This window comes from uncultured Streptococcus sp. (assembly GCF_902463925.1).
GTDB lineage: Bacteria > Bacillota > Bacilli > Lactobacillales > Streptococcaceae > Streptococcus.
Genome location: NZ_CABQHE010000001.1, coordinates 212,370 through 235,832 on the forward strand (window position 1 = coordinate 212,370; position 23,463 = coordinate 235,832).

20 protein-coding genes, 3 pseudogenes and 1 CRISPR repeat array are annotated in these 23,463 nt (G+C 36.3%); of the genes and pseudogenes, 17 read left to right on the forward strand and 6 right to left on the reverse strand.

Annotated elements, in window-relative coordinates; all coding sequences use genetic code 11:
* The first annotated feature begins 204 nt into the window (after positions 1-204).
* The 9 genes from RDY04_RS00875 (at position 205) to RDY04_RS00915 (ending at position 9,151) form a co-directional block, all read left to right on the forward strand.
* Entirely contained in the window at positions 205-402 is a 198-nt protein-coding gene (locus RDY04_RS00875) for a hypothetical protein (protein WP_303952811.1), read from the forward strand.
* A gap of 53 nt (positions 403-455) precedes the next feature.
* Positions 456-2,210 carry a recombinase family protein gene (locus RDY04_RS00880; RefSeq protein ID WP_303952814.1) on the forward strand — a complete coding sequence of 585 codons (1,755 nt, stop codon included), beginning with the start codon at positions 456-458 and terminating at the stop codon, positions 2,208-2,210.
* A 695-nt stretch (positions 2,211-2,905) separates the two neighbouring features.
* Positions 2,906-3,268 carry a hypothetical protein gene (locus tag RDY04_RS00885; protein ID WP_303952816.1) on the forward strand — a complete coding sequence of 121 codons (363 nt, stop codon included), beginning with the start codon at positions 2,906-2,908 and terminating at the stop codon, positions 3,266-3,268.
* A 50-nt stretch (positions 3,269-3,318) separates the two neighbouring features.
* Positions 3,319-4,614 carry a hypothetical protein gene (locus tag RDY04_RS00890; protein ID WP_303952819.1) on the forward strand — a complete coding sequence of 432 codons (1,296 nt, stop codon included), beginning with the start codon at positions 3,319-3,321 and terminating at the stop codon, positions 4,612-4,614.
* A gap of 165 nt (positions 4,615-4,779) precedes the next feature.
* Positions 4,780-5,322: a GNAT family N-acetyltransferase gene (locus RDY04_RS00895; RefSeq protein ID WP_303952821.1), complete on the forward strand. Its 543-nt coding sequence runs from the start codon at positions 4,780-4,782 to the stop codon at positions 5,320-5,322.
* Between the two features lie 324 nt (positions 5,323-5,646).
* Complete coding sequence (locus RDY04_RS00900; protein ID WP_303952824.1) at positions 5,647-6,174, forward strand: hypothetical protein; 528 nt, start codon at positions 5,647-5,649, stop codon at positions 6,172-6,174.
* Complete coding sequence (locus RDY04_RS00905; RefSeq protein WP_303952825.1) at positions 6,174-7,535, forward strand: hypothetical protein; 1,362 nt, start codon at positions 6,174-6,176, stop codon at positions 7,533-7,535. The genes RDY04_RS00900 and RDY04_RS00905 overlap by 1 nt, the downstream gene beginning before the upstream one ends.
* Positions 7,536-7,604: 69 nt before the next feature.
* A complete protein-coding gene (locus tag RDY04_RS00910) occupies positions 7,605-8,381 on the forward strand; it encodes an alpha/beta hydrolase (RefSeq protein ID WP_303952828.1) in 777 nt (258 codons plus the stop codon).
* A 32-nt stretch (positions 8,382-8,413) separates the two neighbouring features.
* A complete protein-coding gene (locus RDY04_RS00915) occupies positions 8,414-9,151 on the forward strand; it encodes a DUF4336 domain-containing protein (protein ID WP_303952831.1) in 738 nt (245 codons plus the stop codon).
* Positions 9,152-9,293: 142 nt separating this feature from the next.
* On the opposite strand, the pseudogene RDY04_RS00920 reads toward RDY04_RS00915, so the two are convergent.
* Positions 9,294-10,034, reverse strand: a pseudogene (locus RDY04_RS00920) (MFS transporter); the annotation flags it as partial.
* Between RDY04_RS00920 and RDY04_RS00925 the strand changes: the two are divergent.
* From RDY04_RS00925 to RDY04_RS00935, 3 genes and pseudogenes are all read left to right on the forward strand, one after another.
* Positions 10,021-10,227: pseudogene (locus RDY04_RS00925) on the forward strand (DUF4767 domain-containing protein); the annotation flags it as partial. The pseudogenes RDY04_RS00920 and RDY04_RS00925 overlap by 14 nt on opposite strands.
* Before the next feature lie 133 nt (positions 10,228-10,360).
* Positions 10,361-11,200 carry a DUF4300 family protein gene (locus tag RDY04_RS00930; protein ID WP_303952837.1) on the forward strand — a complete coding sequence of 280 codons (840 nt, stop codon included), beginning with the start codon at positions 10,361-10,363 and terminating at the stop codon, positions 11,198-11,200.
* A gap of 141 nt (positions 11,201-11,341) precedes the next feature.
* Positions 11,342-11,653 carry a hypothetical protein gene (locus RDY04_RS00935; protein WP_303952839.1) on the forward strand — a complete coding sequence of 104 codons (312 nt, stop codon included), beginning with the start codon at positions 11,342-11,344 and terminating at the stop codon, positions 11,651-11,653.
* Positions 11,654-11,704: 51 nt separating this feature from the next.
* On the opposite strand, the pseudogene RDY04_RS00940 reads toward RDY04_RS00935, so the two are convergent.
* From RDY04_RS00940 to RDY04_RS00950, 3 genes and pseudogenes are all read right to left on the reverse strand, one after another.
* Positions 11,705-11,901: pseudogene (locus RDY04_RS00940) on the reverse strand (bacteriocin immunity protein).
* A 102-nt stretch (positions 11,902-12,003) separates the two neighbouring features.
* The gene (locus RDY04_RS00945) at positions 12,004-12,423 is read right to left on the reverse strand and encodes an SP_0198 family lipoprotein (RefSeq protein WP_303952841.1); all 420 of its coding nucleotides are present in this window, start codon (positions 12,421-12,423) and stop codon (positions 12,004-12,006) included.
* Positions 12,424-12,623: 200 nt separating this feature from the next.
* The gene (locus RDY04_RS00950; RefSeq protein WP_374110355.1) at positions 12,624-13,205 is read right to left on the reverse strand and encodes a PBECR4 domain-containing protein; all 582 of its coding nucleotides are present in this window, start codon (positions 13,203-13,205) and stop codon (positions 12,624-12,626) included.
* A 694-nt stretch (positions 13,206-13,899) separates the two neighbouring features.
* Between RDY04_RS00950 and RDY04_RS00955 the strand changes: the two genes are divergently transcribed.
* The 5 genes from RDY04_RS00955 (at position 13,900) to csn2-St (ending at position 20,612) form a co-directional block, all read left to right on the forward strand.
* Positions 13,900-14,514 carry a DUF2140 domain-containing protein gene (locus tag RDY04_RS00955; RefSeq protein ID WP_303952844.1) on the forward strand — a complete coding sequence of 205 codons (615 nt, stop codon included), beginning with the start codon at positions 13,900-13,902 and terminating at the stop codon, positions 14,512-14,514.
* Positions 14,515-14,766: 252 nt separating this feature from the next.
* Entirely contained in the window at positions 14,767-18,150 is a 3,384-nt protein-coding gene (gene cas9 / locus RDY04_RS00960) for a type II CRISPR RNA-guided endonuclease Cas9 (RefSeq protein WP_303952847.1), read from the forward strand.
* Positions 18,151-18,326: 176 nt separating this feature from the next.
* Positions 18,327-19,238 (forward strand): type II CRISPR-associated endonuclease Cas1, encoded by a 912-nt coding sequence (cas1, locus tag RDY04_RS00965; protein ID WP_295495118.1) that lies wholly within the window; start codon positions 18,327-18,329, stop codon positions 19,236-19,238.
* A gap of 1 nt (position 19,239) precedes the next feature.
* Positions 19,240-19,563 carry a CRISPR-associated endonuclease Cas2 gene (cas2, locus tag RDY04_RS00970; RefSeq protein WP_002946754.1) on the forward strand — a complete coding sequence of 108 codons (324 nt, stop codon included), beginning with the start codon at positions 19,240-19,242 and terminating at the stop codon, positions 19,561-19,563.
* Positions 19,560-20,612: a CRISPR-associated protein Csn2-St gene (csn2-St, locus tag RDY04_RS00975; protein WP_303952866.1), complete on the forward strand. Its 1,053-nt coding sequence runs from the start codon at positions 19,560-19,562 to the stop codon at positions 20,610-20,612. Before cas2 ends, csn2-St begins: the two co-directional genes overlap by 4 nt.
* A gap of 63 nt (positions 20,613-20,675) precedes the next feature.
* Positions 20,676-21,700: direct repeats of the CRISPR family, unit length 34 nt; unit sequence GTTTTTGTACTCTCAAGATTTAAGTAACTGTACA.
* A 41-nt stretch (positions 21,701-21,741) separates the two neighbouring features.
* Here csn2-St and RDY04_RS00980 read toward each other — a convergent pair.
* Together RDY04_RS00980 and RDY04_RS00985 are read right to left on the reverse strand one after the other, a co-directional pair.
* The gene (locus RDY04_RS00980) at positions 21,742-22,557 is read right to left on the reverse strand and encodes a TIGR03943 family protein (protein ID WP_303952869.1); all 816 of its coding nucleotides are present in this window, start codon (positions 22,555-22,557) and stop codon (positions 21,742-21,744) included.
* Positions 22,557-23,459: a permease gene (locus RDY04_RS00985; protein ID WP_303952871.1), complete on the reverse strand. Its 903-nt coding sequence runs from the start codon at positions 23,457-23,459 to the stop codon at positions 22,557-22,559. The genes RDY04_RS00980 and RDY04_RS00985 overlap by 1 nt, the downstream gene beginning before the upstream one ends.
* Positions 23,460-23,463 lie beyond the last annotated feature (4 nt).

The following is a 23,463-nucleotide window of genomic DNA, read 5'->3' on the forward strand; positions in this document are numbered from 1 at the left end:
AAATCCTAAGTCCTTTGAAAACTGAATAAACTGAGGTGGGACTTTCTTATTTGTCGAGCATTTTAGTATGATACGCAATGAAATGAGCGATTAGCATCAACTATAAAATAGAGTGGTTCTCTATCTGCCGTGATCACAAATAAGGACAATGATACTTCTGAACGTTCAGGCTGCCAGCGAGAAAGGACAGCGGGTGAAATTCCCATGAATGATTTAACCAGTCATACCCACGGAGGAAATTATAGAATAGCACGTTATCAGGGGAGGGAAGTTTTGGAACAATCAGTAGTAAAATATAGTCTGCAGTTATCAATGCTTAATTTTTTATACTCTAAAGAATTATTGTCTAAAAATGAGTATGAAAAAATCAGAAAAAGACTGCGTATTAAGTACACAAAATAGCTGACCTTTTTATTTGAACGCGGTAATATAGAATCAAAAGGAGGAGTTTCAGTATGAAAACAAATAATGTTGAAATAATAAAAGCTGATTCTTTAGTTCGACGTAGAGGTGTCAATGTAGAGAGACATTTAAAAAAGGTTGCTGCTTATTGCCGAGTGAGTTCTGATAGCGAGGACCAGAAGAACAGTTATGAATCTCAGGTGAGACATTATAAAGATTACATCTCTCAGCGTTCAGATTGGGAACTAGCAGATATTTACGCAGATGAGGGAATTTCAGGAACTCAAGTAGGAAAGAGACAAGATTTTCAACGCTTAATCAATGATTGTGTAAATGGAGAAATTGATTATATTGTAACAAAAGCAATTGCTAGATTTGCAAGAAACACCTTAGACACTTTGAAGTATGTCAGAATGTTAAAGGATATGCAAATTGGAGTATATTTTGAGGAAGAGAATATAGATACCCTTACTATGGATGGAGAACTACTTCTAACCATTCTTAGCTCTGTTGCACAGCAAGAAGTAGAAAATACATCTGCACATGTGAAAAAGGGATTAAAAATGAAGATGCAACGTGGTGAACTGATAGGGTTTCAAGGGTGCTTGGGGTATGACTATGATGTAGAAACCAAGCAACTTTCTATCAATAAAAAAGAAGCAAAAATAGTTCGTTATATCTTTGAAAGGTACTTAGAAGGTATTGGAGGGAAAGTTATAGCAAGGGAACTTGATGAACTAGGTTACAAATCTCCGAGAGGATTAGATCATTGGAATGATACAACAGTCTTAGGAATCATAAAGAATGAAAAATATAAGGGCGATATTCTAATGGGCAAAACTTTTACAGTTGATCCAATAAGCAAGAGACGTTTGAGTAATTTTGGTGAAGAAGATAAGTACTACATCAAAGATAATCATGAACCTATAATATCTAAAGAGGACTTTGAGAAAGCTCAGGAGATTAGGTTGCGTAGGTCAGGAAATAAAAAGACCGCTGCAAATGTAAATGGAAAACGTGAACGCTATTCAAAAATGTATGCTTTCAGTAGTATGTTAGAATGTGGTTTTTGTGGTTCATTATTGTCTAGAAGAAGTTGGCACTGTCGTTCAGATTATCGCAAAGTTGTGTGGCACTGCGTTACTTCGATAAAAAAAGGGAAAAAATATTGTAAACATAGTAAAGGATTAGAAGAACTAGCTATTGAGGGAGCTTTTATGGAAGCTTACAGACAGCTCTATCATTCGAATGAAAATATAGTGTCAGACTTACTTGAAACGATTGAATCTGAGTTGAATGACAATAGCCTCAACAAGGAACTAAAAAAGATTACTAATAAACTTCGTACATTACTAAAAAAAGAGGAGAATCTTGTAAATTTAAAACTAGAAGGGAAGATTAGTGATTCCATTTATAATGAAAAATACACTGAAATTTCTTCAGAAAAAGAGTATCTTTCAGAAGAAAAAGTAAATGTTGAAACAACTTTGAAGTCAGAAATTGATGTAAAGAAAAGACTAACTGAGTTTAAACAGTTACTATCTTCACAGAAATTACTCACCGAGTTTGATCGTACAGTTTTTGAAAGTATTGTTGAGAAAATTATTGTAGGTGGTGTTAATAGCGATGGGGAAATAGACCCTGCAATGTTAACTATTATGTTCAAAACAGGAGAAACACAAAATAAGGACGGTAAACAATTTAAAAGTAAACGTAAAAATGCTAAACTAGAATCAGATAAATTGTGTCCTCAAAACAGTGACGAGGATAAAAAATTGTATCCTCAAGGAACAGACAACACATGTTGAGGCAGTATCACTACTTGTACGAGCTGAGACATCAGCGAAGTAGAAGTAGATGATCTGCCCATGCGATAGCTGTCGTAGAGTAAGGAGTTTACGACGAAACGATACGGTAACAGCGAACCGCTGAGTGTGTGAGTCTATTGGTAAAACGCAATTAAACGTCTCGCTTTTAGATTTCAAGGCGAGACGCTTCGAAGCTCCACTGGAGCTTTGAACTCCCACAAACGCATCATGTTGAGGCGGTATCACTGCTTGTACGAGCTGAGGCTTCAGCGAAGTAGAAGCAGAATAGTAGTTTATATTCTTGCAGAAAATCTAGCAATTTTATAGTAAGTATTACAATCTGACAGGAGTCAATAACTTTTTAGAATATTATTTCAGTTAACGATTAAAATTCTTAGTTTAGAAAATATAATGGTTTTTAATGGGCTAATTAAGTGCTAGTCATTGTACAGAATAACTAGCACATAAAAAGGGAAATATTGCCTTCAATTTTTAGATGGACTGAGGTAGAATTGTAAGAGACTGTGACAGAGATGTTTGCAGTCTTTTTGTGGTTTTAGTGCTATAATAACCAATATAGGTAAGCTGTTTTGGGAGGACGAATGGATTGAGTTTCTCAGGATAAACTAAACAATGAGGATTTTATTATTGCCTTACAAAATTTGCCTCGTTACTCGGGTCCCCTAGTATAATCAATGGTTGATTGCTACTTTAATCAAAACTACTATGCAGGATACACTCTGGACAGTTGGGCTATTGATAGCGCATTAAATAGAATTTCCGAAATGATTTCTTCAAGGAAGAAAATACCAGTTGGGTATAAAGCCGTTGAAGAAATTGATGCTATATTTATCGATAAGTCATTTAGCGATATTGGGCTAATGCATTGGTTATTTAATTTTCTCAAAGATACAAAAAGGTTTGCACTAGATGAACCTAGTACACATATGGTGGGATACGGCCGTTGGGAAAAAGAAATCGACGAAACGGATTTTTGTAGCTATTTAATAAACTGTTGTACATCTGTGATGAGTATAATTATTGGGAAGAAATTATAGAGAATCTAGAGGCTGAAAGATTAAAATAAATTTATGAGAGAGTTGAAGGTATGAAGTTTAATAAAATATATAAAATTATCTTGTCGCTTATAGCGATAGTATTATTAATATTTTTTAGGCAAGTTATAGTGAATTTTGTTGTTTCTACTAATTTGGAAGTCTCGAAAGGGAATCTATTTGTATTAACTATTATATTTTGGTTAGAAATACTCTATATATTAGTGATATATGATTTAGTAATTATTAAGTTATCTAATGGAGTAAGTGATTGTTTGAGCGAACTAGGGCAATGGGCGATAAGAACGAAAAAGGTGAGTATTGCACTTTACACAATTAGAGTAAATTATTATTTGTTAAGACTAAGTCGATTATTACGTGTAGGTTGGGTAACTTATGGTAGCGATGAAAAAAATTCAGTCTGGAAAGGGATATCTAAACTCACCTTGACTCAGCTATCACTTAATATATTTAGACTTATAATAAGTACACCGATGTTCTTGGCATTTTTATCTGCTTGTTTCTCTTTGGGAATATTGAAAGGAGGTATTACCTTTTATTTGCATAAGCTTCAAGAAATTCTAAGAGGTATTTTACAAATAAAAGTAAATATTGGTGATATCTTTTCAAGATTACCAGCCCTTGTAGCTTTGATGACGATATTACCAATCGTCTTTTTCTTCTATTTCTATAGTCAAAAACGTGATGTTCGAAAAATAATTGATAAGAAAAATAGTCAATATTTTGAAGAAGTTGTTTTATTGTATGAAAAATTATTGATTTGGATTGATAATCATATTTATAAATTATCTGATAATTTTAATTATGCAATTGAATGCCAAGATACAATTGTTGAGATATTTTTAAAAAAGGAGGTTCCTAACTATATATCATTAGCAGAGAAGCAATATTATATACCCGGAGAGATTGAGACATTTAGATTTGTTGAGATAACTGATTTGACTGAGTTTAGAGAAATTATTAGTAAATTATCTAGTGATAGATTAAGTAAATGTACACGAATATTCTCAGTCAAACAATTTGATATCTGGTATCTTTATTTTTTTGATTTTCCTTTATTGAATGATGAAGAGACAATTGAAAGATCTTTCTATACTAAAAAAGGGATGAGTTCTAAATTGGATAATCGTTCTACTTTTTCGTATGACTTTACTCAAGAGGAAATTGATAAGAGGAGGAAAGAGGAACATTATCGTTTATCTTGTTCTATTTATGACGAATTGGAGTTGCTATACAGGTTTAAGAGAGTAAGTGATTCGTTAAGAAAATATCTTTATTCTTCAAGAACAGAGCGACTGCTACTAAAAGCATTAAATAAAGATAAATAAATCCATTCCATAGTATTATTCTAAAACTGTCCCATCGCATTTCGTTTGATAGTATAGGTAGGCACTATCAGCACATGTTGAAGTAATAGCATTGATACAAATAGTAAGATTGTAAAACTTTCATCTTAAGCAATTTTACAAACAGTTGGAATTTAAGGAGAAAAAATGATTTTAGAAACGGAAAGATTGATTCTTCGCCCATGGGAAGAAAGAGATGCCAATGATTTATTCCAATATGCTAGTGATCCAGAGGTTGGTCCGATTGCAGGTTGGCCTGTACATACTAGCGTTGAAAATAGCAGAGAGATAATAAAAAGTTATTTTTCCGCACCCGAGACATACGCTATCGTTTTAAAAGAAACGATGCAGCCAGTGGGTAGCATAGGGTTGATGATTAGCTCTGCAAGTAATATAGGTATTCCTGATACTGAGGCGGAGATTGGTTACTGGATAGGAGTTCCGTATTGGGGTCAGGGACTTATACCAGAAGCAGTTCAAGAGATAATGAGACATGGATTTGATGACTTGAATCTGGAGAAACTGTGGTGCGGTTATTTTGACGGCAATACAAAGTCAAAGAGAGTTCAGGAAAAATGTGGGTTCCGTTATCATCATACAAAAGAGAAGGTTCAATGTGCTTTGGAAGGTGTTCTTCGTACAGAACACATAACCTGTTTATCAAAGGCAGAGTGGATTTCAATTAAGTAAATCCCAGTTTGTCGAGGTAATACCTTTAAATGATAACCTTATGCAATCGTTAAAAGCTCTATAGACATGTTTCCACATACAGAAAGGTTTACTTGACATACTTAGTGTTCACTCGTTTCATGTTGATGCAGTATTACTGCTTGTGAAATCTGAAAAATCTGTAGAAGAAAAAGCCTTGATGTCAATTATTAAATATAATAAAGACATGTTTAGAAATTTATAAATCAATAACAAACAGCAATAATGAGCTATAACAGATGTTGTAGCTTTTTTTTAACTCATCTGTGATATAATATTGGAAATAAAACATATGGAGATTTAATTATGAGTGAGAATATAGTTTTTCCGAGTGTTGATTCTTTGCAACAAGTTGTCAATGTTATTAATGAGGCAGCTGTAGCTGTAAATGATAAAACACGTACAATAAGAGAGAGTGCTATACCGGAGGTACTTGCAGGTGCTTTAGGAGCTAGTATAGGTGGTGTAGGTTCTTTCGCAGCATTATATGGTATGGGTGTAGTGGGTTTATCTGCAGCAGGTATCACATCAGGGCTTGCCGCTGCGGGTGGTATATTTGGTGGTGGAATGGTGGCTGGAGTCTTTGTTTTAGCAGCACCTGTAGCACTTCTAGCAGCTGGCGGTGTATTATTAGCATCAGATTTAAAGAATAAACAACTAAAACAAGAAAAAGAAAGATTATATAAAGAGGCACTAAAAAAACATGAAGGAATCATTTCAGCTTTAAAAGCTGAGGCCGATGCAGACAAAGAGAGTCTCGATTATTTACAAAGTTTAAATATTCTTCTTACACAAGCGATAAAAGATTTAAAAAATGATTTAGGAAAATCGTAATGAGTAAATTTAAATATTCTGATGAAGAACGGCACTTTAATAATGTTTTAGTTTATCAGTCTAAAGAATTAGACTTAATAAAAAGACCTGATATGTCAGGAGTGGAAGCTAGAATATCAGAAAGTGAAGAGTTATTGAAAGAGTTACGGTATAATCTTGATGATTTACCAATAATAGGTGCGACACTAGAAAAACGAACTATAGTCGTTCCTAAATGGGAAGCTTTAATTTCAAATGCTGAACATGAAGTCGGTTCTGGGAATGACTTAGAAGTACTTTTTACAAATGAAGAGCTAGAAATGAATGAAGCTATTATTCGAGCATTGAATGAAGATTTTAATAACATACATAAACTTGATGCTATTGATATTTCGATTTGTGCTGGTGCAGGTATATTAGCAGCAATAGTTGATATTCTTCTAATTGGAATACCTAAAAAAACTCCACAAGGTTTAAAAGGAGGTCCTTTATCTAATTATGTAAGAGATTGGTTCAATCAACGATTTCCCGAAGAGGAAATGGAAAAGCTTGCGAATTCAAAGGTTAGTAAGGTTCCTTTTGATGCACAGGATAATCGTCATACAAAAGTAAATGTAAATGGCCTCTCTGCTTACTATCATAGATTACTGTCTCTTGGACATGACCCACTTCTTGGTTTAGTGATTGGTGTGTGTGATATTCTTAATGGAAAGATGACTACTATCGATAAAACTGGAAAAATAGTATCTCAATTTATGGAGAACTACTCAGATAGAAAAGAAAGTGATATTTTCACTGCAATTGCTAAGCAGATAATTCATTTTAAATCTGATATTACAACATCGATGGGATTGCCTGCTCCATTGATGGGACTATTCAATTTATTTCAGTTCGGAAAAATTGGAGATGAGGAACAAACAATAGCAGAAATAGTACAAGGAATGTATTACGAAGGTTATGATTTTATTCATTTTAGTAGTATGGCAATTTCAACTATGATTGTTGAAGTTGTCATCAGACTAGGATATGCTTTAAAAAGAATTAACGAGGGAATTTCTTTAAAAAACTCTATCCCATTTTCGGTGGATAGAGAAAAACATCCAAAATTAAATACTATGTTATTTATAGGGCATTCCACAGCTACAGCATCTAACGCTGGAAAAATATACTTTACAAAAAATCCTATTGTAATAAATTACGCACAATGGATTACTTTTGCAAAGTATTCTTACACTCAACTAAAATGGGTATTAATGGAGAAATCTGAACTAAGAGATGTATATGTTTCTAACCAAATATACAAAGAAACTAAAGAAATATTTGATAAAGTAAATGGAACTTTCGAGGAATTAGGAGAAGATAATATTGTTATATTTGATTGAAAAGTTTGGTAGAAGCGTTTAAGAAAAGAATAATCGTGGATATATGAGATATTTTGGAGGTTCTGAGATATGAAATTTCATGAATTTGGTGATAAAAATTTGCCTCCCGTTTTATTGATACACGGTGGGGGTAGTTCTTGGTGGAATTACCTTAGGCAAGCTCGTATCTTGTCTCATAAATACCATGTCATTCTACCAACACTCAATGGTCACGGAGAGGAGTATCAAAAGGATTATATATCAACGGAAGATTCGGCACAGGAAATTCTGAACTATGTCCGACAGAACTGCGGTGGGAAATTATTTGCTGTGGGTGGAGTCTCACTTGGTGGTCAAATTGCCATGGAGCTTTTGTCATTAGACAGCGATATAGCTGGGAAGGCAATTATAGACGGGAGCCTCTGTATTCCTCAACCAAGGTTGGCGAGATTTAGCATCCTACTGGTAGCATTATTCGGTAAACTGATGTTCAGTAAACCCGTCTGTAAACTTCAATTAAGGTTAATGAATAAAATCTATCCCCATTTAGCTTATCCAGACGAAATAAAAAACTATTATATGGAAGATATGCCAAGGACGCCTATCAAAACATTAGTGACCATTTATAAAACTTATATGGGTCATTATAAGTTAAAGAGTAGGATTTCCAAAAGTAAGGCGCAGGTTCTGTATATCTACGGTGAAAAAGAATTGAACTGTGTGAAAGCATCAGCGAAATTATTTCAGCAGTTGCATCCCAACACTCTCCTGTACGAAGCAAAGAGCTATAATCATGGCTATTTATCAGCCTACCTACCTCAAGAGTGGATTACGTTAGTTGTTCCATTTTTGGAGAATAATGATTGAGTATACTTTATTAATTTAGAAAGCAGAGTCTCATGGAAGTCAAAAAATATAGTCCGCTCAATTCCTTAAAAAAGATAGCAGATAACCTATGGATTGTAGATGGGGAAGAAGTACTGATGAATTTCAAATTCTTCAAAGTGCCTTTCTCAACTAGAATGACCGTTGTTCGTTTGAAGAATGGTGGTCTTTGGGTGCATTCACCGACTAAGCCTAGTGACAATTTACTTTTGGAAATCATGCAATTAGGTGAGGTAAAACACCTTATTGCTCCAAATGTCTTACATTATAGTTATATAAATGAGTGGCATCAACTCTTTCCTGAAGCAAAAGTTTGGCTAGCCAGTGGTGTTCAAAAGCGTGCCAGAAAATCGGGAATGCGTTTAGATTATTGTCAGAAACTAGAGAAAGCCAATTGGAACGAAGAAATTCTTTTTACGACTTTTGAGGGAAGTTTTTATGTGAAAGAGGTTGTTTTTTTCCATACTGAAAGTTCAACTTTGATTTTAACGGATCTTATTGAAAATATAGAAGCTGAGAATTTATCGCTTTTTGAAAAGCTACTTTTTAAAATAGGTGATAATCACTATCCAAATGGTAAAACACCAAGAGATTTAAGAATGAGTTTCTTATTTGGTAAAAAACAAGCTTTGAGGAGCTATCGCAAAATAAAGAAATGGGAACCTAAGAATATTATTATTTCTCATGGACCGTGTATTATTGGACAAGCAAAAGAGATGTTAAACCAAGCATTTTTTTGGCTAGAGAAATAGGGTTATATTGTTAAGAAACTTTCTCGAAAGACAAATACCAAGATTTCAAATTTCGTATTTAAAAGTAGTATTTATTTGCTACACACAAAAACCACCCCACAAGCTACAACTTGTGGGGCATTTTATTATATTGTTTTTTCACTTACAAAATAACGTCTGTTTTTTCAACTTTATAGAGGGCTATTCCCATGATTAGGGTCAAGACGAGAAGAATAAAAACAGCAGGGGTCCAAGAGTGGAAGAGTTGTTGGCTTGAGCCGAATAGGACTGGTCCAAGTGCCACAAAGATATAGCCTCCGGTTTGGGCTAAACCTGATAGTTGGGCTGTTTTTTCAGGGGTGCTAGCCTTCATTGAAAAGGCAACCATCATGTAAGGGAATAGGACACTAGCAGAACTTCCGATTAAAAGGTTAAGGACTAACCAATACACAAAGCTGTCTGTATTGACTAGGAGCATGGCAACTCCGACGAATCCTGCTAGGACGGTAATCACTAGCATCAAATGGCGGTTACGATCAGAAAGTTTAGTGATTAGGCTAGGAACGATCATAGAGAATGGAATACTTGTCAGTGTGAAAACGGAAGCTAGAATTCCGGCATTGGCTTCGCCGACACCGTCTTGAGTAGCCATTGTTGGAAGCCAAGTGATAGTGGTGTAGAAGAAGAGTGACTGTAATCCACCGAAAATCATGATGGCCCAGACTTTGCCGCTCTTATACCAACTGCCTGAGTTTTCGCTAGTAGAAGTATCTTGTTCTAAATAATGATTGTGACGGACATTAGGAAGCCAAACCACAAGAGCCAAGGTACAGACTGCTGTCAATACCCAGACCAAGCCTTGCCATGAGGTTGCCTTTTCAGACGCTGGTACAGGGACGGCGGACTATATCATCGTGGACAGCTACGGGTATTCAGGTTCTGCTATGATTCTCTACCATTTCACCATCCATAAGGGTCAACCAGTGGTCCTAGTTTCCATGCAAAATCAGGGGAATCCTGAAAACATGTATTACATGTACCCAACTAATAACAAGGACATTCAAGAAGCCTTCGCCAATATTGTGAATGGCAAGTGAAGGTTTGAGAGACTAGAAAGAAAAATTTGAAAAAGTGAAGAAAGTCTTGGTAACGAGGTTTTTTTCTTGTGGAAGAGCGTTTTGAGAAGGAGTAGCCTACAAAATCTGATATAATGAAGCCAAGGAGACGCCTATGAAATATCTAAAAAAACAGACGCTGATTCTTTTATCTATCTCTAGCCTATTCCTTGTCGGATTAGCAGTTTTTACACATTTCCACAAAAAGGAGAAGCAACCAAGCTACTCCAACCTCAATAGTAAGACTAGTCTTAGTGAGGTACGTTCCATTCTCTCGAAACATTTGGACGAGGGGAGTGTGGAAAATTTTATCAATCTGGTCGAGGATTACAATGATACCGTTGGTTCTGTTGGTTTAACTGGGGATTTTAAACCATTTACTAAAACCGACTATGATGTGGAAAAAATCAGTAGCTTGTGGACAGCCAAGCATGATGACTTTATCGGTACTAACTGCCGTATTAACACTTACATGCTACTGAAAGGAAAAATAAAGATTCCACAAGTCAAAAGTGATAGTGAGCTCCTTTTCCAAGATAAGGATGCCATTGACAAGGGGAAGCTCTTTGATGCCAAGGAGCAGGCAAACTTTGAAATTCTCTTTTCACGGGTCAAAACTAACCCAACCCAAAATGTCAAGGTTCACGCCAAGCATATGGAGGATTACTACAAGCAGTTCACCTTTGATGACAAGGCACGCATGCTGTCGGTTATTGTCCACGATAATTTGGACGGAGATTCTCTTTTTGTCGGCCACGTCGGCGTCTTAGCCCCATCGACAGATGGCTACCTATTTGTTGAAAAGTTGACCTTTGAAGAGCCCTACCAAGCCATTAGATTTGCTAGCAAGAAGGACTGCTACAAGTATCTCACAACCAAGTACAAGGACTACACCGGACCGGGTCTAGCCAAACCCTTTATCATGGACAATGGCAAATGGGTGGATATGGACTAGGTTAACGTGCAACGAAAGTTTGAGTAGGGTAGAAACATGACATATGAGCTAGTCAATTCCTTGTCCCACCAGTCCCAATCAGTTGTATAATCTCATGTAAGAGTGTAAAATCTACTATATAAAGATTAAGAGGAATTAGTAATGAAATTAAAAGATTTTACTGAAAAAGAACAAGAACAAATCAATCAAGGTTTGAGCACAGCTGAGATTTCTGACAAGGAAGCTGCGAAGAAGTTGCTTGCTCTCGTACCACAAGAATGGCTTAAACGCATTCCTTTCTTTGTAAGAGGGCATGCGACGACTAAGACGGTAGAGCGTGTAGCCAAGCAATACCCTGATCTCTATACTGTTGCTAAGCGCCAAGGGGACCTTCCTGAAAAAGAAGGAGAAGAGTTGCGTAAAATCATGACAGCTATTTTTGAAGAGAAAATGAACAAACACAAAATTAAGTAATGTTTTACCAAAAAAGGTATAAGTCACCAAACTTATACCTTTTTCTTATCTTTACTTCCTATTTGACTTGGATAGACTAATGGCAACCATAGTCTCACACAGAGAAAATGCAGCTAGAAAACCTTTTGTAGTTGTAGTCATAAAAGGTTTGTCGAAGATAATATAATTATATACAGAAAATCCGAGTCCAATAAGAGTTACACTAATTGATAAAAGAATAGCGTCAACCATAATTGTCTTTGGATCATCATCAGCCCACCCTGTTTGTATCCGCTTTCTTTCTGCATATAGTAAAACATAAAAAACCTTAGCTAAATCCAGAGAGAGTGGTTTGGCTAAGGTATCTGATATTATTTTGTTAAGATAATGGTATCATCTGGATCACGGTCATCATCTTCAATAGTCAGCTGATTCCCGTTGAGTTTATAGTACTTGATATCATCCCCAATCGTTAGACTTTGATTGTCAGGGTTAACTGTTACAGACTTGCTTTCCTTCTCGCTATCTGCTTCGTCTTCTTCCCAAGTTCCAGTATTTCCAGAGATGGTAAGAGTAATACGATCGTTTTCATCAGTCCCTTTATAGGTGCCATCTAGCTCGTTAGTCTGTTTAGAAGCTTCAGAACTTTGTGAAGATGAAACCTTACTTGAACTTTGTTGGGTGCTAGCAGAGCTTTCAGGTGTTTGAGCTTTCTGGTTTGAGCAAGCTGCTAAAAGACCAAGAACTGCCATAGAGGCAAGAGAAAGTGTGAGTTTTTTGGACAATGTCATAGGATTGTCTCCTTTCTTTGATAACTCAAGTATAACAAAAGCTTACACATAAACCAATAAAAAAGCCTTTTCTGAAAATAGATGCAACTATCCTTAGCAAATGATTCCCAACTAGCAAGATTATCCTCTATTTACTCATTTAGATAAATATAGCAGAAAGTTATCATGGAAGAATTAAAAGTAATCATACTTAAAAACTATCAGTACTTAAATGAGGTCGCTATCAAGGGGGAGACACTCTTCACGGGCTCCTCTCTCATGGAGCTTTTCCCATTTGTGAAATTGCTAGGAGTAGAGGTATTGACGATATCATACTCAATCTCACCACCTGATGCAAAATCATGCAAGGTCTTTTCTGGGACTTGATCCTTTCCAAGTGGTTTAAGTCCTGTCAAGTGCATGAAATTCTTTTCTAAAAAATTAACTTGAGCAATACTTCCATCCGAGGTAAAGTAACTGATTGTAGAATTTGCCAATTCATCTCGGTAAAATTGCGCTGCCTCTTGAAGATCGTGACTTCTTCTATTTATCTTGTCCAAATCTTGCTTATCAACAGAGTGCTCAAGCCTTGATTTTCTTGACTTGTAGCCATCTTTTATGCTAAAATGAAGAGGATGAGAGGATAACGTAGGACGACTGGTAACAGAGCGTTCAAAGGTATCAGAACTTTCTGATACAGGTGCGGTGCTACCTTCAGCTTCGGGCTGTAAAGAACCCTTACTAAAATTGGTCCTCTCTTTTTGTGTGTCTTCATTTGACACCGAAAGATTATCCAACCCCATAGATGACTCCTCAGCTACTGGCCCTTGGTTTTGATCAGGGGCTTTTTCTTGTGTCTCCTACTCGTCCAGTCACCCTACTATCTGCTTCTTCTGCAAGCCTTAGATAGTCTTGTGTTAAAACGCTAGATACTTGCTCTGATATGGTAGCAGTCTCACTGCCTACATCATATCTAAATCTAGTCAACTCTTGACCTTGTTCATCAATCAGAGAAAAGAACGTCTTATCATAGCCACCACCAAAAACAGGTAAGTCATTTTCACGGTACAAATTTTCGACAAACTCTGGAGTAAATACTAGCTATATTGCCAAATACTAAGATTTACCTAATAGCTTTTTACCCAGCCAATCTTCATCTGTCTTGGCAGATACGGGTATCTATCCAGTGGATGAAATTGCGGACACCTGAAAATCTTGACCGTTCTAATAAGACTCTTGAGGAAATCGCCAAAACCTATGTCTGCCCTTCATTAATTGTAATGCTGATCCGGTCGATGATAGAAAAGAGCAGAAAGCAGAGCATACCTATGACGGCGTTCACCTATATGCCAATGCTTACTTAAAGGTATATGAAGCTCCTGAGCCCTACCTCTTGAATTAAGAAAATATGAGAGAATTTCCAGTTCTTACTCGCTTTTTTCACTTGATTCCAGTACAATAGACGTCAAAAGTGAAAGATTGAAATGAGGTATCCCTATGTGGAAGTGGTTTAAACGACTCATCGTCCTTGTCATTGTGTTCTTTTTTGCAGTGGCGGCTCTGCTCATTCCGGACAAAATTGACAGTCAGGACCAATTAAAAAATGTATCAACACAAACATCTCTTGTTGATTTAGTCCAGGCGGGTATTGGTGGGACATCCCTATCATCAGGGGGCCTTTCAACCGAGATTAATCTTGATAGTAATCAGTTTCGTCAAGTCCTAAAAGCAAGCATAGCTGAATCTAATGATGAGACCCTGCAAAACAGTACCGTAGAGTTGAATGATTCCTATCTAACAGCTAAGGTTCCCGTATCTCTTGGCCCTATTGAATCAACATTTAGCCTTGATTTTACGGTTAGCACTAACAAGAAAGTCATACTACTAGATTTGGCAGGTGCCCACTTGGGTCGTCTTCCAGTTCCAAAATCACTGGCTCTGCCTTATCTCAAGAAGAGCATTGCCCAGTCCAGCAGTGGTGTTCGCATGGTTAACAACCAGATTCAGCTCAAGCTTCCCGAAATAGGATACGAGATTGAGCAAGCCACTGTGACCAACAGCAAAATGAAGGTCAAGCTTAACATTCCGATTTCCTTACCAACCAGTTGGTAATTTAAACTCCTTTGTTCAAAAATGAAACCCAAGACCAAGTCCAAGTTGACTTGGCTTTTTACATGAGCAAAGTCGCTAAAGGGAGTAGTACTTATATTTTTTCTAGGTTTCGGAATGAGGTGAATAGAGTTGTTTAGATAAAAATGATATTAAATTGATTTTTTAAAACATAGATTATAGCGTTTACAAACATGGTTGTGAATTTTCAGATATTATTGTAAAATATTAGAAAAAGCATAAGGAGATTATTAAATGAGTGACTTAGTTTTAGGACTTGATATAGGTATAGGCTCTGTTGGTGTAGGTATCCTTAATAGGGTGACAGGAGAAATTATCCATAAAAACTCACGCATCTTCCCAGCAGCTCAAGCGGAAAATAATTTAGTACGTAGAACGAATCGTCAAGGAAGACGCTTGACACGACGTAAAAAACATCGTAGAGTTCGTTTAAATCATCTATTTGAGGAAAGTGGATTAATCACCGATTTTACGAAGATTTCAATTAATCTTAACCCATATCAATTACGAGTAAAGGGCTTGACCGATGAATTGTCTAATGAAGAATTGTTTATCGCTCTTAAAAATATGGTGAAACACCGTGGGATTAGTTACCTCGATGATGCCAGCGATGACGGAAATTCATCAGTAGGAGACTATGCACAAATTGTTAAGGAAAATAGCAAACAATTAGAAACTAAGACACCGGGACAGATTCAGTTGGAACGCTATCAAAAATTTGGTCAATTACGTGGTGATTTTACTGTTGAGGAAGATGGCAAAAAACATCGCTTAATTAATGTCTTTCCAACGTCAGCTTATCGAGCAGAAGCACTAAGAATACTGCAAACTCAGCAAGAATTTAATCCGCAGATTACCGATGAATTTATTAATCGGTATCTCGAAATTCTAACTGGAAAACGTAAATATTATCATGGACCAGGTAATGAAAAGTCACGGACTGATTATGGTCGTTATAGAACATCTGGAGAAACTTTAGACAATATTTTTGGAATCCTAATTGGTAAATGTACATTTTACCCAGAAGAGTTTAGAGCAGCAAAAGCATCTTACACGGCTCAAGAATTCAATTTGCTAAATGATTTGAACAATTTGACAGTCCCAACAGAAACCAAGAAGTTGAGTGAAGAACAGAAACATCAAATCATTACCTATGTCAAAAATGAAAAGGCGATGGGTCCAGCGAAACTCTTTAAATATATCGCTAAGCTACTTTCTTGCGATGTTGCGGATATCAAAGGATACCGCATCGATAAATCAGATAAAGCTGAAATTCATACTTTCGAAGCCTATCGAAAGATGAAGACGCTTGAAACCATTGATATTGAGAAAATGGCAAGAGACCAACTTGATAAGTTAGCCTATGTCTTGACATTAAACACTGAGAGGGAAGGTATTCAAGAAGCCTTAGAGAATGAGTTTGCTGATGGTAGCTTTAGCCAGGAGCAAATTGACGAATTGGTTCAATTCCGCAAAGCAAATAGTTCCATTTTTGGAAAAGGATGGCATAATTTTTCTGTCAAACTGATGATGGAGTTAATCCCAGAATTGTATGCGACGTCAGAAGAGCAAATGACTATCCTGACACGACTTGGAAAACAAAAAACAACTTCATCTTCAAATAAAACAAAATATATAGATGAAAAACTATTAACTGAAGAAATCTATAATCCTGTTGTTGCTAAGTCTGTTCGCCAAGCTATAAAAATAGTAAATGCAGCAATCAAAGAGTACGGAGACTTTGACAATATTGTCATCGAAATGGCTCGTGAAACAAATGAAGATGATGAAAAGAAAGCGATTCAAAAGATTCAAAAAGCCAACAAAGATGAAAAAGATGCAGCAATGCTTAAGGCTGCCAACCAATATAATGGAAAGGCTGAATTACCACATAGTGTTTTCCACGGTCATAAGCAATTAGCGACTAAAATCCGCCTTTGGCATCAGCAAGGAGAACGTTGCCTTTATACTGGTAAGACAATTTCAATCCATGATTTGATTAATAATCCTAATGAATTTGAAATAGATCATATTTTACCTCTCTCTATTACCTTTGATGATAGCCTTGCCAATAAGGTTTTGGTTTATGCAACTGCTAACCAAGAAAAAGGACAACGAACACCTTATCAGGCTTTAGATAGTATGGATGACGCATGGTCTTTCCGTGAATTAAAAGCCTTTGTACGTGAATCAAAAACACTTTCAAATAAGAAAAAAGAATATCTTCTTACGGAAGAAGATATTTCAAAATTTGATGTTCGAAAGAAATTTATTGAACGAAATCTTGTAGATACAAGATACGCTTCAAGAGTTGTCCTCAATGCCCTTCAAGAACACTTTAGAGCTCACAAGATTGATACAAAAGTTTCCGTGGTTCGTGGTCAATTCACATCTCAATTGAGACGCCATTGGGGAATTGAAAAGACTCGTGCTACTTATCATCACCATGCTGTCGATGCATTGATTATTGCTGCTTCAAGTCAGTTGAATTTGTGGAAAAAACAAAAGAATACCCTTGTAAGTTATTCAGAAGATCAACTACTTGATATTGAAACAGGTGAACTTATTAGTGACGATGAGTACAAGGAATCTGTATTCAAAGCCCCTTATCAACATTTTGTTGATACATTGAAGAGTAAAGAATTTGAAGACAGTATCTTATTCTCATATCAAGTGGATTCTAAGTTTAATCGTAAAATATCAGATGCCACTATTTATGCGACAAGACAGGCTAAAGTAGGGAAAGATAAGAAGGATGAAACTTATGTTTTAGGAAAAATCAAAGATATCTATACCCAGGATGGTTATGATGCCTTTATGAAGATTTATAAGAAGGATAAGTCAAAATTCCTCATGTATCGTCACGACCCACAAACCTTTGAGAAAGTTATCGAGCCAATTTTAGAGAACTATCCCAATAAGGAAATGAATGAAAAAGGGAAAGAAGTACCATGTAATCCTTTCCTAAAATATAAAGAAGAACATGGCGACTATATTCGTAAATATAGTAAAAAAGGCAATGGTCCTGAAATCAAGAGTTTTAAATATTATGACAAACTTTTAGGTAGACATATTGATATTACTCCTAAAAATAGTAAAAATACAGTTGCATTGCGTAAACTTAATCCATGGAGGACTGATGTTTATTTTAATCCCGAAACAATGAAATATGAGTTTTTAGGATTGAAATATGCTGATATATCATATAAAAAAAGTAAGAATAAAGCTGAGATTTCTTCCAGTAAATACAATGAAATAAGGATTAGAGAGGGAGTTTCAGAAAAGTCAGAATTTAAATTTACCCTTTATAAGAATGATATAATACTTGTCGTTGATATTGAAGCAGGAAAGAAGCAACTTTTTAGATTTCATTCTCGTACAGGCAAAGATAATCCGAAATCTTTTGAAAAAAATAAAGTAGAATTGAAACCGTATGAGAAGGAGCATTTTGAAAAGGGAGAAAAGATGAGAATTTTTGGAAGTTTACCTAGCACTTCCTCACAATTACAAAAAAATTTGAATATAGATAATCTTTCAATTTATAAAGTAAGAACAGATGTCCTTGGAAATCAGCATATCATCAAAAATGAGGGTGATAAGCCTAAGCTAGATTTTTAATATTAATTGTTAAAAAGTGTTGCAATTATAGTTGTCATATACTATAATTATCGTGTAAGGGACGCCTTACACAGTTACTTAAATCTTGCAGAAGCTACAAAGATAAGGCTTCATGCCGAAATCAACACCCTGTCATTTTATGGCAGGGTGTTTTCGTTATTAAAAAAGGAGAAGAAATGACTTGGAGAGTTGTACATGTCAGTCAAAGTGAGAAGATGCGCTTAAAACTTGATAACTTGTTAGTGCAAAAGATGGGGCAAGAGTTTACGGTGCCACTTAGTGATATTTCGATAATAGTTGCAGAAGGTGGGGATACCGTTGTTACCCTTCGTCTATTAAGTGCCTTAAGTAAATATAATATTGCCTTAGTCGTTTGTGATAACGAACATTTACCAACAGGAATTTATCACTCACAAAATGGGCATTTTAGAGCCTACAAACGCTTGAAAGAACAGATGGACTGGACGCAGAAGCAAAAGGATAAGGTGTGGCAGATTGTGACTTACTATAAAATCAATAACCAAGAGGATGTCCTAGCCATGTTTGAAAAAAGTCTGGATAACATTAGACTACTTTCAGACTATAAAGAGCAGATAGAACCCGGTGATAGAACCAATAGAGAGGGACATGCTGCTAAGGTCTACTTTAATGAACTCTTTGGCAAACAATTTGTCAGAGTAACTCAGCAAGAAGCAGATGTCATCAATGCTGGCTTAAACTATGGCTATGCTATCATGAGGGCCCAGATGGCTAGAATAGTGGCGGGTTATGGTTTAAATGGACTATTAGGAATCTTCCATAAAAATGAATACAATCAGTTTAATTTGGTTGATGACTTGATGGAGCCATTTAGACAGATTGTAGATGTTTGGGTTTATGATAATCTACGAGATCAAGAATTCCTTAAGTATGAGTATAGGTTGGGATTGACAGATTTACTCAATGCTAAAATCAAATATGGCAAAGAGACTTGCTCAGTGACAGTTGCTATGGACAAATATGTCAAAGGCTTTATCAAATATATTTCGGAAAAAGATAGTAGTAAATTTCACTGCCCAGTGGTATCAAGTTTAGAGTGGAGAAAATAAGATGAGGTATGAAGCGTTGAGATTATTATGTTTTTTTGATTTGCCAATGGAATCTAAGGATGAAAAAAGAATTTATCGTAATTTTCGTAAAGAATTAATTTCAAATGGGTTTGAAATGTTACAATTTTCGGTCTACTATCGCACTTGTCCTAATAGAAGCTTTGCAAATAAATTTTATAAGAAGCTAAAGATGAGCAATCTGCCTGCTGGAAATGTGAGACTTTTGGCGGTTACTGAAAAGCAATTTTCAGAGATGACATTAATCATAGGTGGTAAAACTAAGCAAGAGGAAATCGTCAGTGATAATAAGTTGGTGGTTATATGAAATTTTTTGTACAACATCCTTACAAGGAACGTATTGAATTGAATATTGGTGCAATCACACAAATTGTTGGTCAGAATAAAGAACTCAAATATTATATTTGGCAGATTTTGAGCTGGTATTTTGGTGGAAGAAAATACTCAAGTGAGGACTTAAGTATTTTTGATTATGAAGAGCCTACCATACTTGATGAGCCTGGAGAAATAGTGAAGCGAAGTAGCTATCACTATATCGACATTTCAAGTTTTAAGGATTTACTTGAGCAGATGGAATATAAGAAAGGAACACTTGCTCAGGGTTACCTTAGTAAAATTCTTAATCAGGTTGATATTGTAGACCATTTGGAGAAAATTAATGAACAAGTAGAGATTATAGAAGGGGCAATGAATCAGCATATCAACTTAAACAGTGGTAAGGTGGAATACCATTTAGAGAATCGTCCTCTAACACTAGACCAACTACTCACAAAAAATTTTAGTCCATTTTTTGCTATTGAGAATAAGAATTTATCTTTTGAATGGGTATCTAATACCGATAAACTAACCTTCTTTTTAGAAATGTTAGACCGTCTTCTGTCACAAACAACAGAGAAATATCTCATTGTGCTAAAAAATATTGATAGCTTTATCTCAAAGGAATCTTATGATAGTTTTTATAAGCAAATTGGTCAGCTAGTCAAAAAGTATCCAAACTTAACCTTTATTTTATTTCCTAGTGACCAAGGCCATTTAAAGATTGATGAAGAAAATAGTAAGTTCGTCAATATTTTATCTGACCAGGTGGAGCATTTGTATGATGTTGAGTTTATGTATGAAAGGGTAGTCCAATATTATCCAAGTAATAATTTTCCAGGGAGAGAGGAATTTAGGATTTCCTTAGAGACCGTGACACCTTATTTATTGACAAAAATGTTGACACAACCTAGTCTCTCACTTGTTGATTCAGTAATATTGAATATCCTAAATCAGTTGTTTCATTTCAGTTACCGTATAAGATATTCCCAAATATCTGATGAAAAACTTTTACAGAAATTTTTAGAAAGTAAGGATTGACAAGGACAGTTATTGTTTTTATAATCACTATGTGGGTATAAAAACATCAAAATTTCATTTGAGGTTTTTGTACTCTCAAGATTTAAGTAACTGTACAACGATGGTGTCATCCTCGATGTAGTAATCCCCGTTTTTGTACTCTCAAGATTTAAGTAACTGTACAACTTCATGCGGAAACACTTTCTGCAGCGATAGGTTTTTGTACTCTCAAGATTTAAGTAACTGTACAACGTGTGCGTGAGATTTTAAACGGTGAGGAGAGTTTTTGTACTCTCAAGATTTAAGTAACTGTACAACATTAAAGCGCAAGTAGCAAAGCTCGTTCTTGTTTTTGTACTCTCAAGATTTAAGTAACTGTACAACCTTAGCAAGTCGGACCATCCACGCTCTGCAGTTTTTGTACTCTCAAGATTTAAGTAACTGTACAACATGCCAAGGCTTTAGGAAGTTACCAGGAGCGTTTTTGTACTCTCAAGATTTAAGTAACTGTACAACAGCACTAGAGAAGTCAAGCTCCCCTTGCATGTTTTTGTACTCTCAAGATTTAAGTAACTGTACAACCTGGTGATGGTCTTGTCTCCTAAGCCTTCGGTTTTTGTACTCTCAAGATTTAAGTAACTGTACAACCCACAGACGAGACCGTAAGCCTTTGATTTCGTTTTTGTACTCTCAAGATTTAAGTAACTGTACAACTCAGGCTTTTCTTTATTCTTCATAGTCTAGTTTTTGTACTCTCAAGATTTAAGTAACTGTACAACACTTGGGATGGCAATGGTCCTTACCACCTAGTTTTTGTACTCTCAAGATTTAAGTAACTGTACAACATGCGGAAATGAAAGCTGCTAAGCGTAGATGTTTTTGTACTCTCAAGATTTAAGTAACTGTACAACAACCTAAAACTAGTAAACCGTCTAGCAGTAGTTTTTGTACTCTCAAGATTTAAGTAACTGTACAACTCAGATTTAAGACCCTTATCCAAGGAATTGGTTTTTGTACTCTCAAGATTTAAGTAACTGTACAACACAATGAAAAGTTTGGACGTAATGGCGGTGGTTTTTGTACTCTCAAGATTTAAGTAACTGTACAGTTTGATTCAACTTAAAAAGCCAGTTCAACTGAACTTGGCTTTTTAAAATACGCGATAAACATAAGGATTGTCAGGCTGATTAACCTCTTTAATCTCAGTCAAATTAAGGATAGGGAGGCTCTGTTTGAGATTTTGATAGTAATCCACAGTGATGGTACCAGTGACTTTTACCCAGGTATTATCCTTAAAGGTTTGGTCACTTCCTGTCGTCGCCAGTCCGTAAACACCTGAATCGGCGATACAGTGGATAATCCCAAAACGGAAGATGAACTGATAACCCTTGGTTTGTGGGTCATTGTAAACAAAGCCGGTATAGGTGACTTTCTTGCCCACAAAATCGTTAGGATAGAGGTAGATGAGCTCCATGACTTCCATGTAATTTTCAGTGGTAATCTGGATGGTCTCACGTCCCTTGTACTTGGAGAGCTCTCTGGTCATTTCCTTCTCATAAGCTGAGGAGGTGAAGTAGGAGCTGGTGTCTGGCTTTAAGTACTGAATAGTCGTTCCCTCTTGGTCGGCCTGATTAGGATCGCTCCCTGCCGCTAGTGGAAAATGATAGCCCTTAGCTGACACGGTATTGGCATCCAAGGTCACTGTTGGCACCAAGAGCCCAGTGAGGACTGGAAAGGCCAAGAGAACGATGCTGGCTACCTTGGCTACTCGACCTGACAAATGTGAGTGAACCTTCATTTGTTTCATCCAAACAATGAGTTGAACCACAGCGAGGATAAAGGAAAGCACCATGGAAATGTAGGCCAAGTAGGAGTAGTGGATGTTAATGTACTGGTTGAGCTTGCCGGAAACTTGCAAGTACATGACGAGCTCAAAATACCCAGATAAGATGAGAAAACGTAACATTAAATCACCCCCAATAGCAGACAATAAATGATTGTCACCAGACTTGCGGTTCCTACAAAGAGACCAACAAAGCGTGTCTTAAACTGGTGTTTCATCATAATCAAGTTCTTGATATCAACCATAGGACCAATGATGAGAAAGGCAACTGTTGGTGCCACTCCGAAACTAGAGAGTAGCGAAGCCCCGATAAAGGCATCCGCCTCCGAACAAAGTGAGAGGATAAAGGCCAGGAGCATCATGATAAGGATGGCTGTTACTGAATTATGACCGATAGTCGTTAGGATTCGGGTAGGTAGGTAGGTCTGCATCCCTGCAGCCACCAAGCTCCCGAAAATCAGGTAACGCCCAGTATCAAAGAACTCGTCAACTGCATGAACCAGAGCTTGAAAGGTTTTCTTACCAGCTGACAAACCACTATAGTCGTGAACATGACTGGTCTTATGATTGTCCTTGAGAATCTGGTCATCCACCACAAAGCCGAGCAGAATTCCCAAAATCATAGCAATCAAGAAAGCTCCGAGAAAACGTAAAATTACGTAGTACCAAGAGTTCCCAAAGGCAGTATAGGTCGCAAAGAGAACGACTGGATTGATGATAGGAGCAGTTGCCATGAAAGGAATAGCTGTGTAGCTAGGCACTTTTTTCTCTAAAAAGCGTGTGATTATTGGAACAATTCCACATTCACAAGAGGGAAAAATAAAACCAACCAGAGTTCCAAAGAGAATAGCCAGGACCTTGTTTTTTGGAAGGAAGTTTTGGACCTTTTCAGGAGTCACAAAGACCTCGATAAAGCCAGACAGGATACTTCCTAACAAAACGAAGGGCAGGGCTTCGATAATAATCGATAGAAAAACTGCCAGAAGCTGCAGAACGCTATCTGGTAGTTGATGAAAAATAGCCATAAAA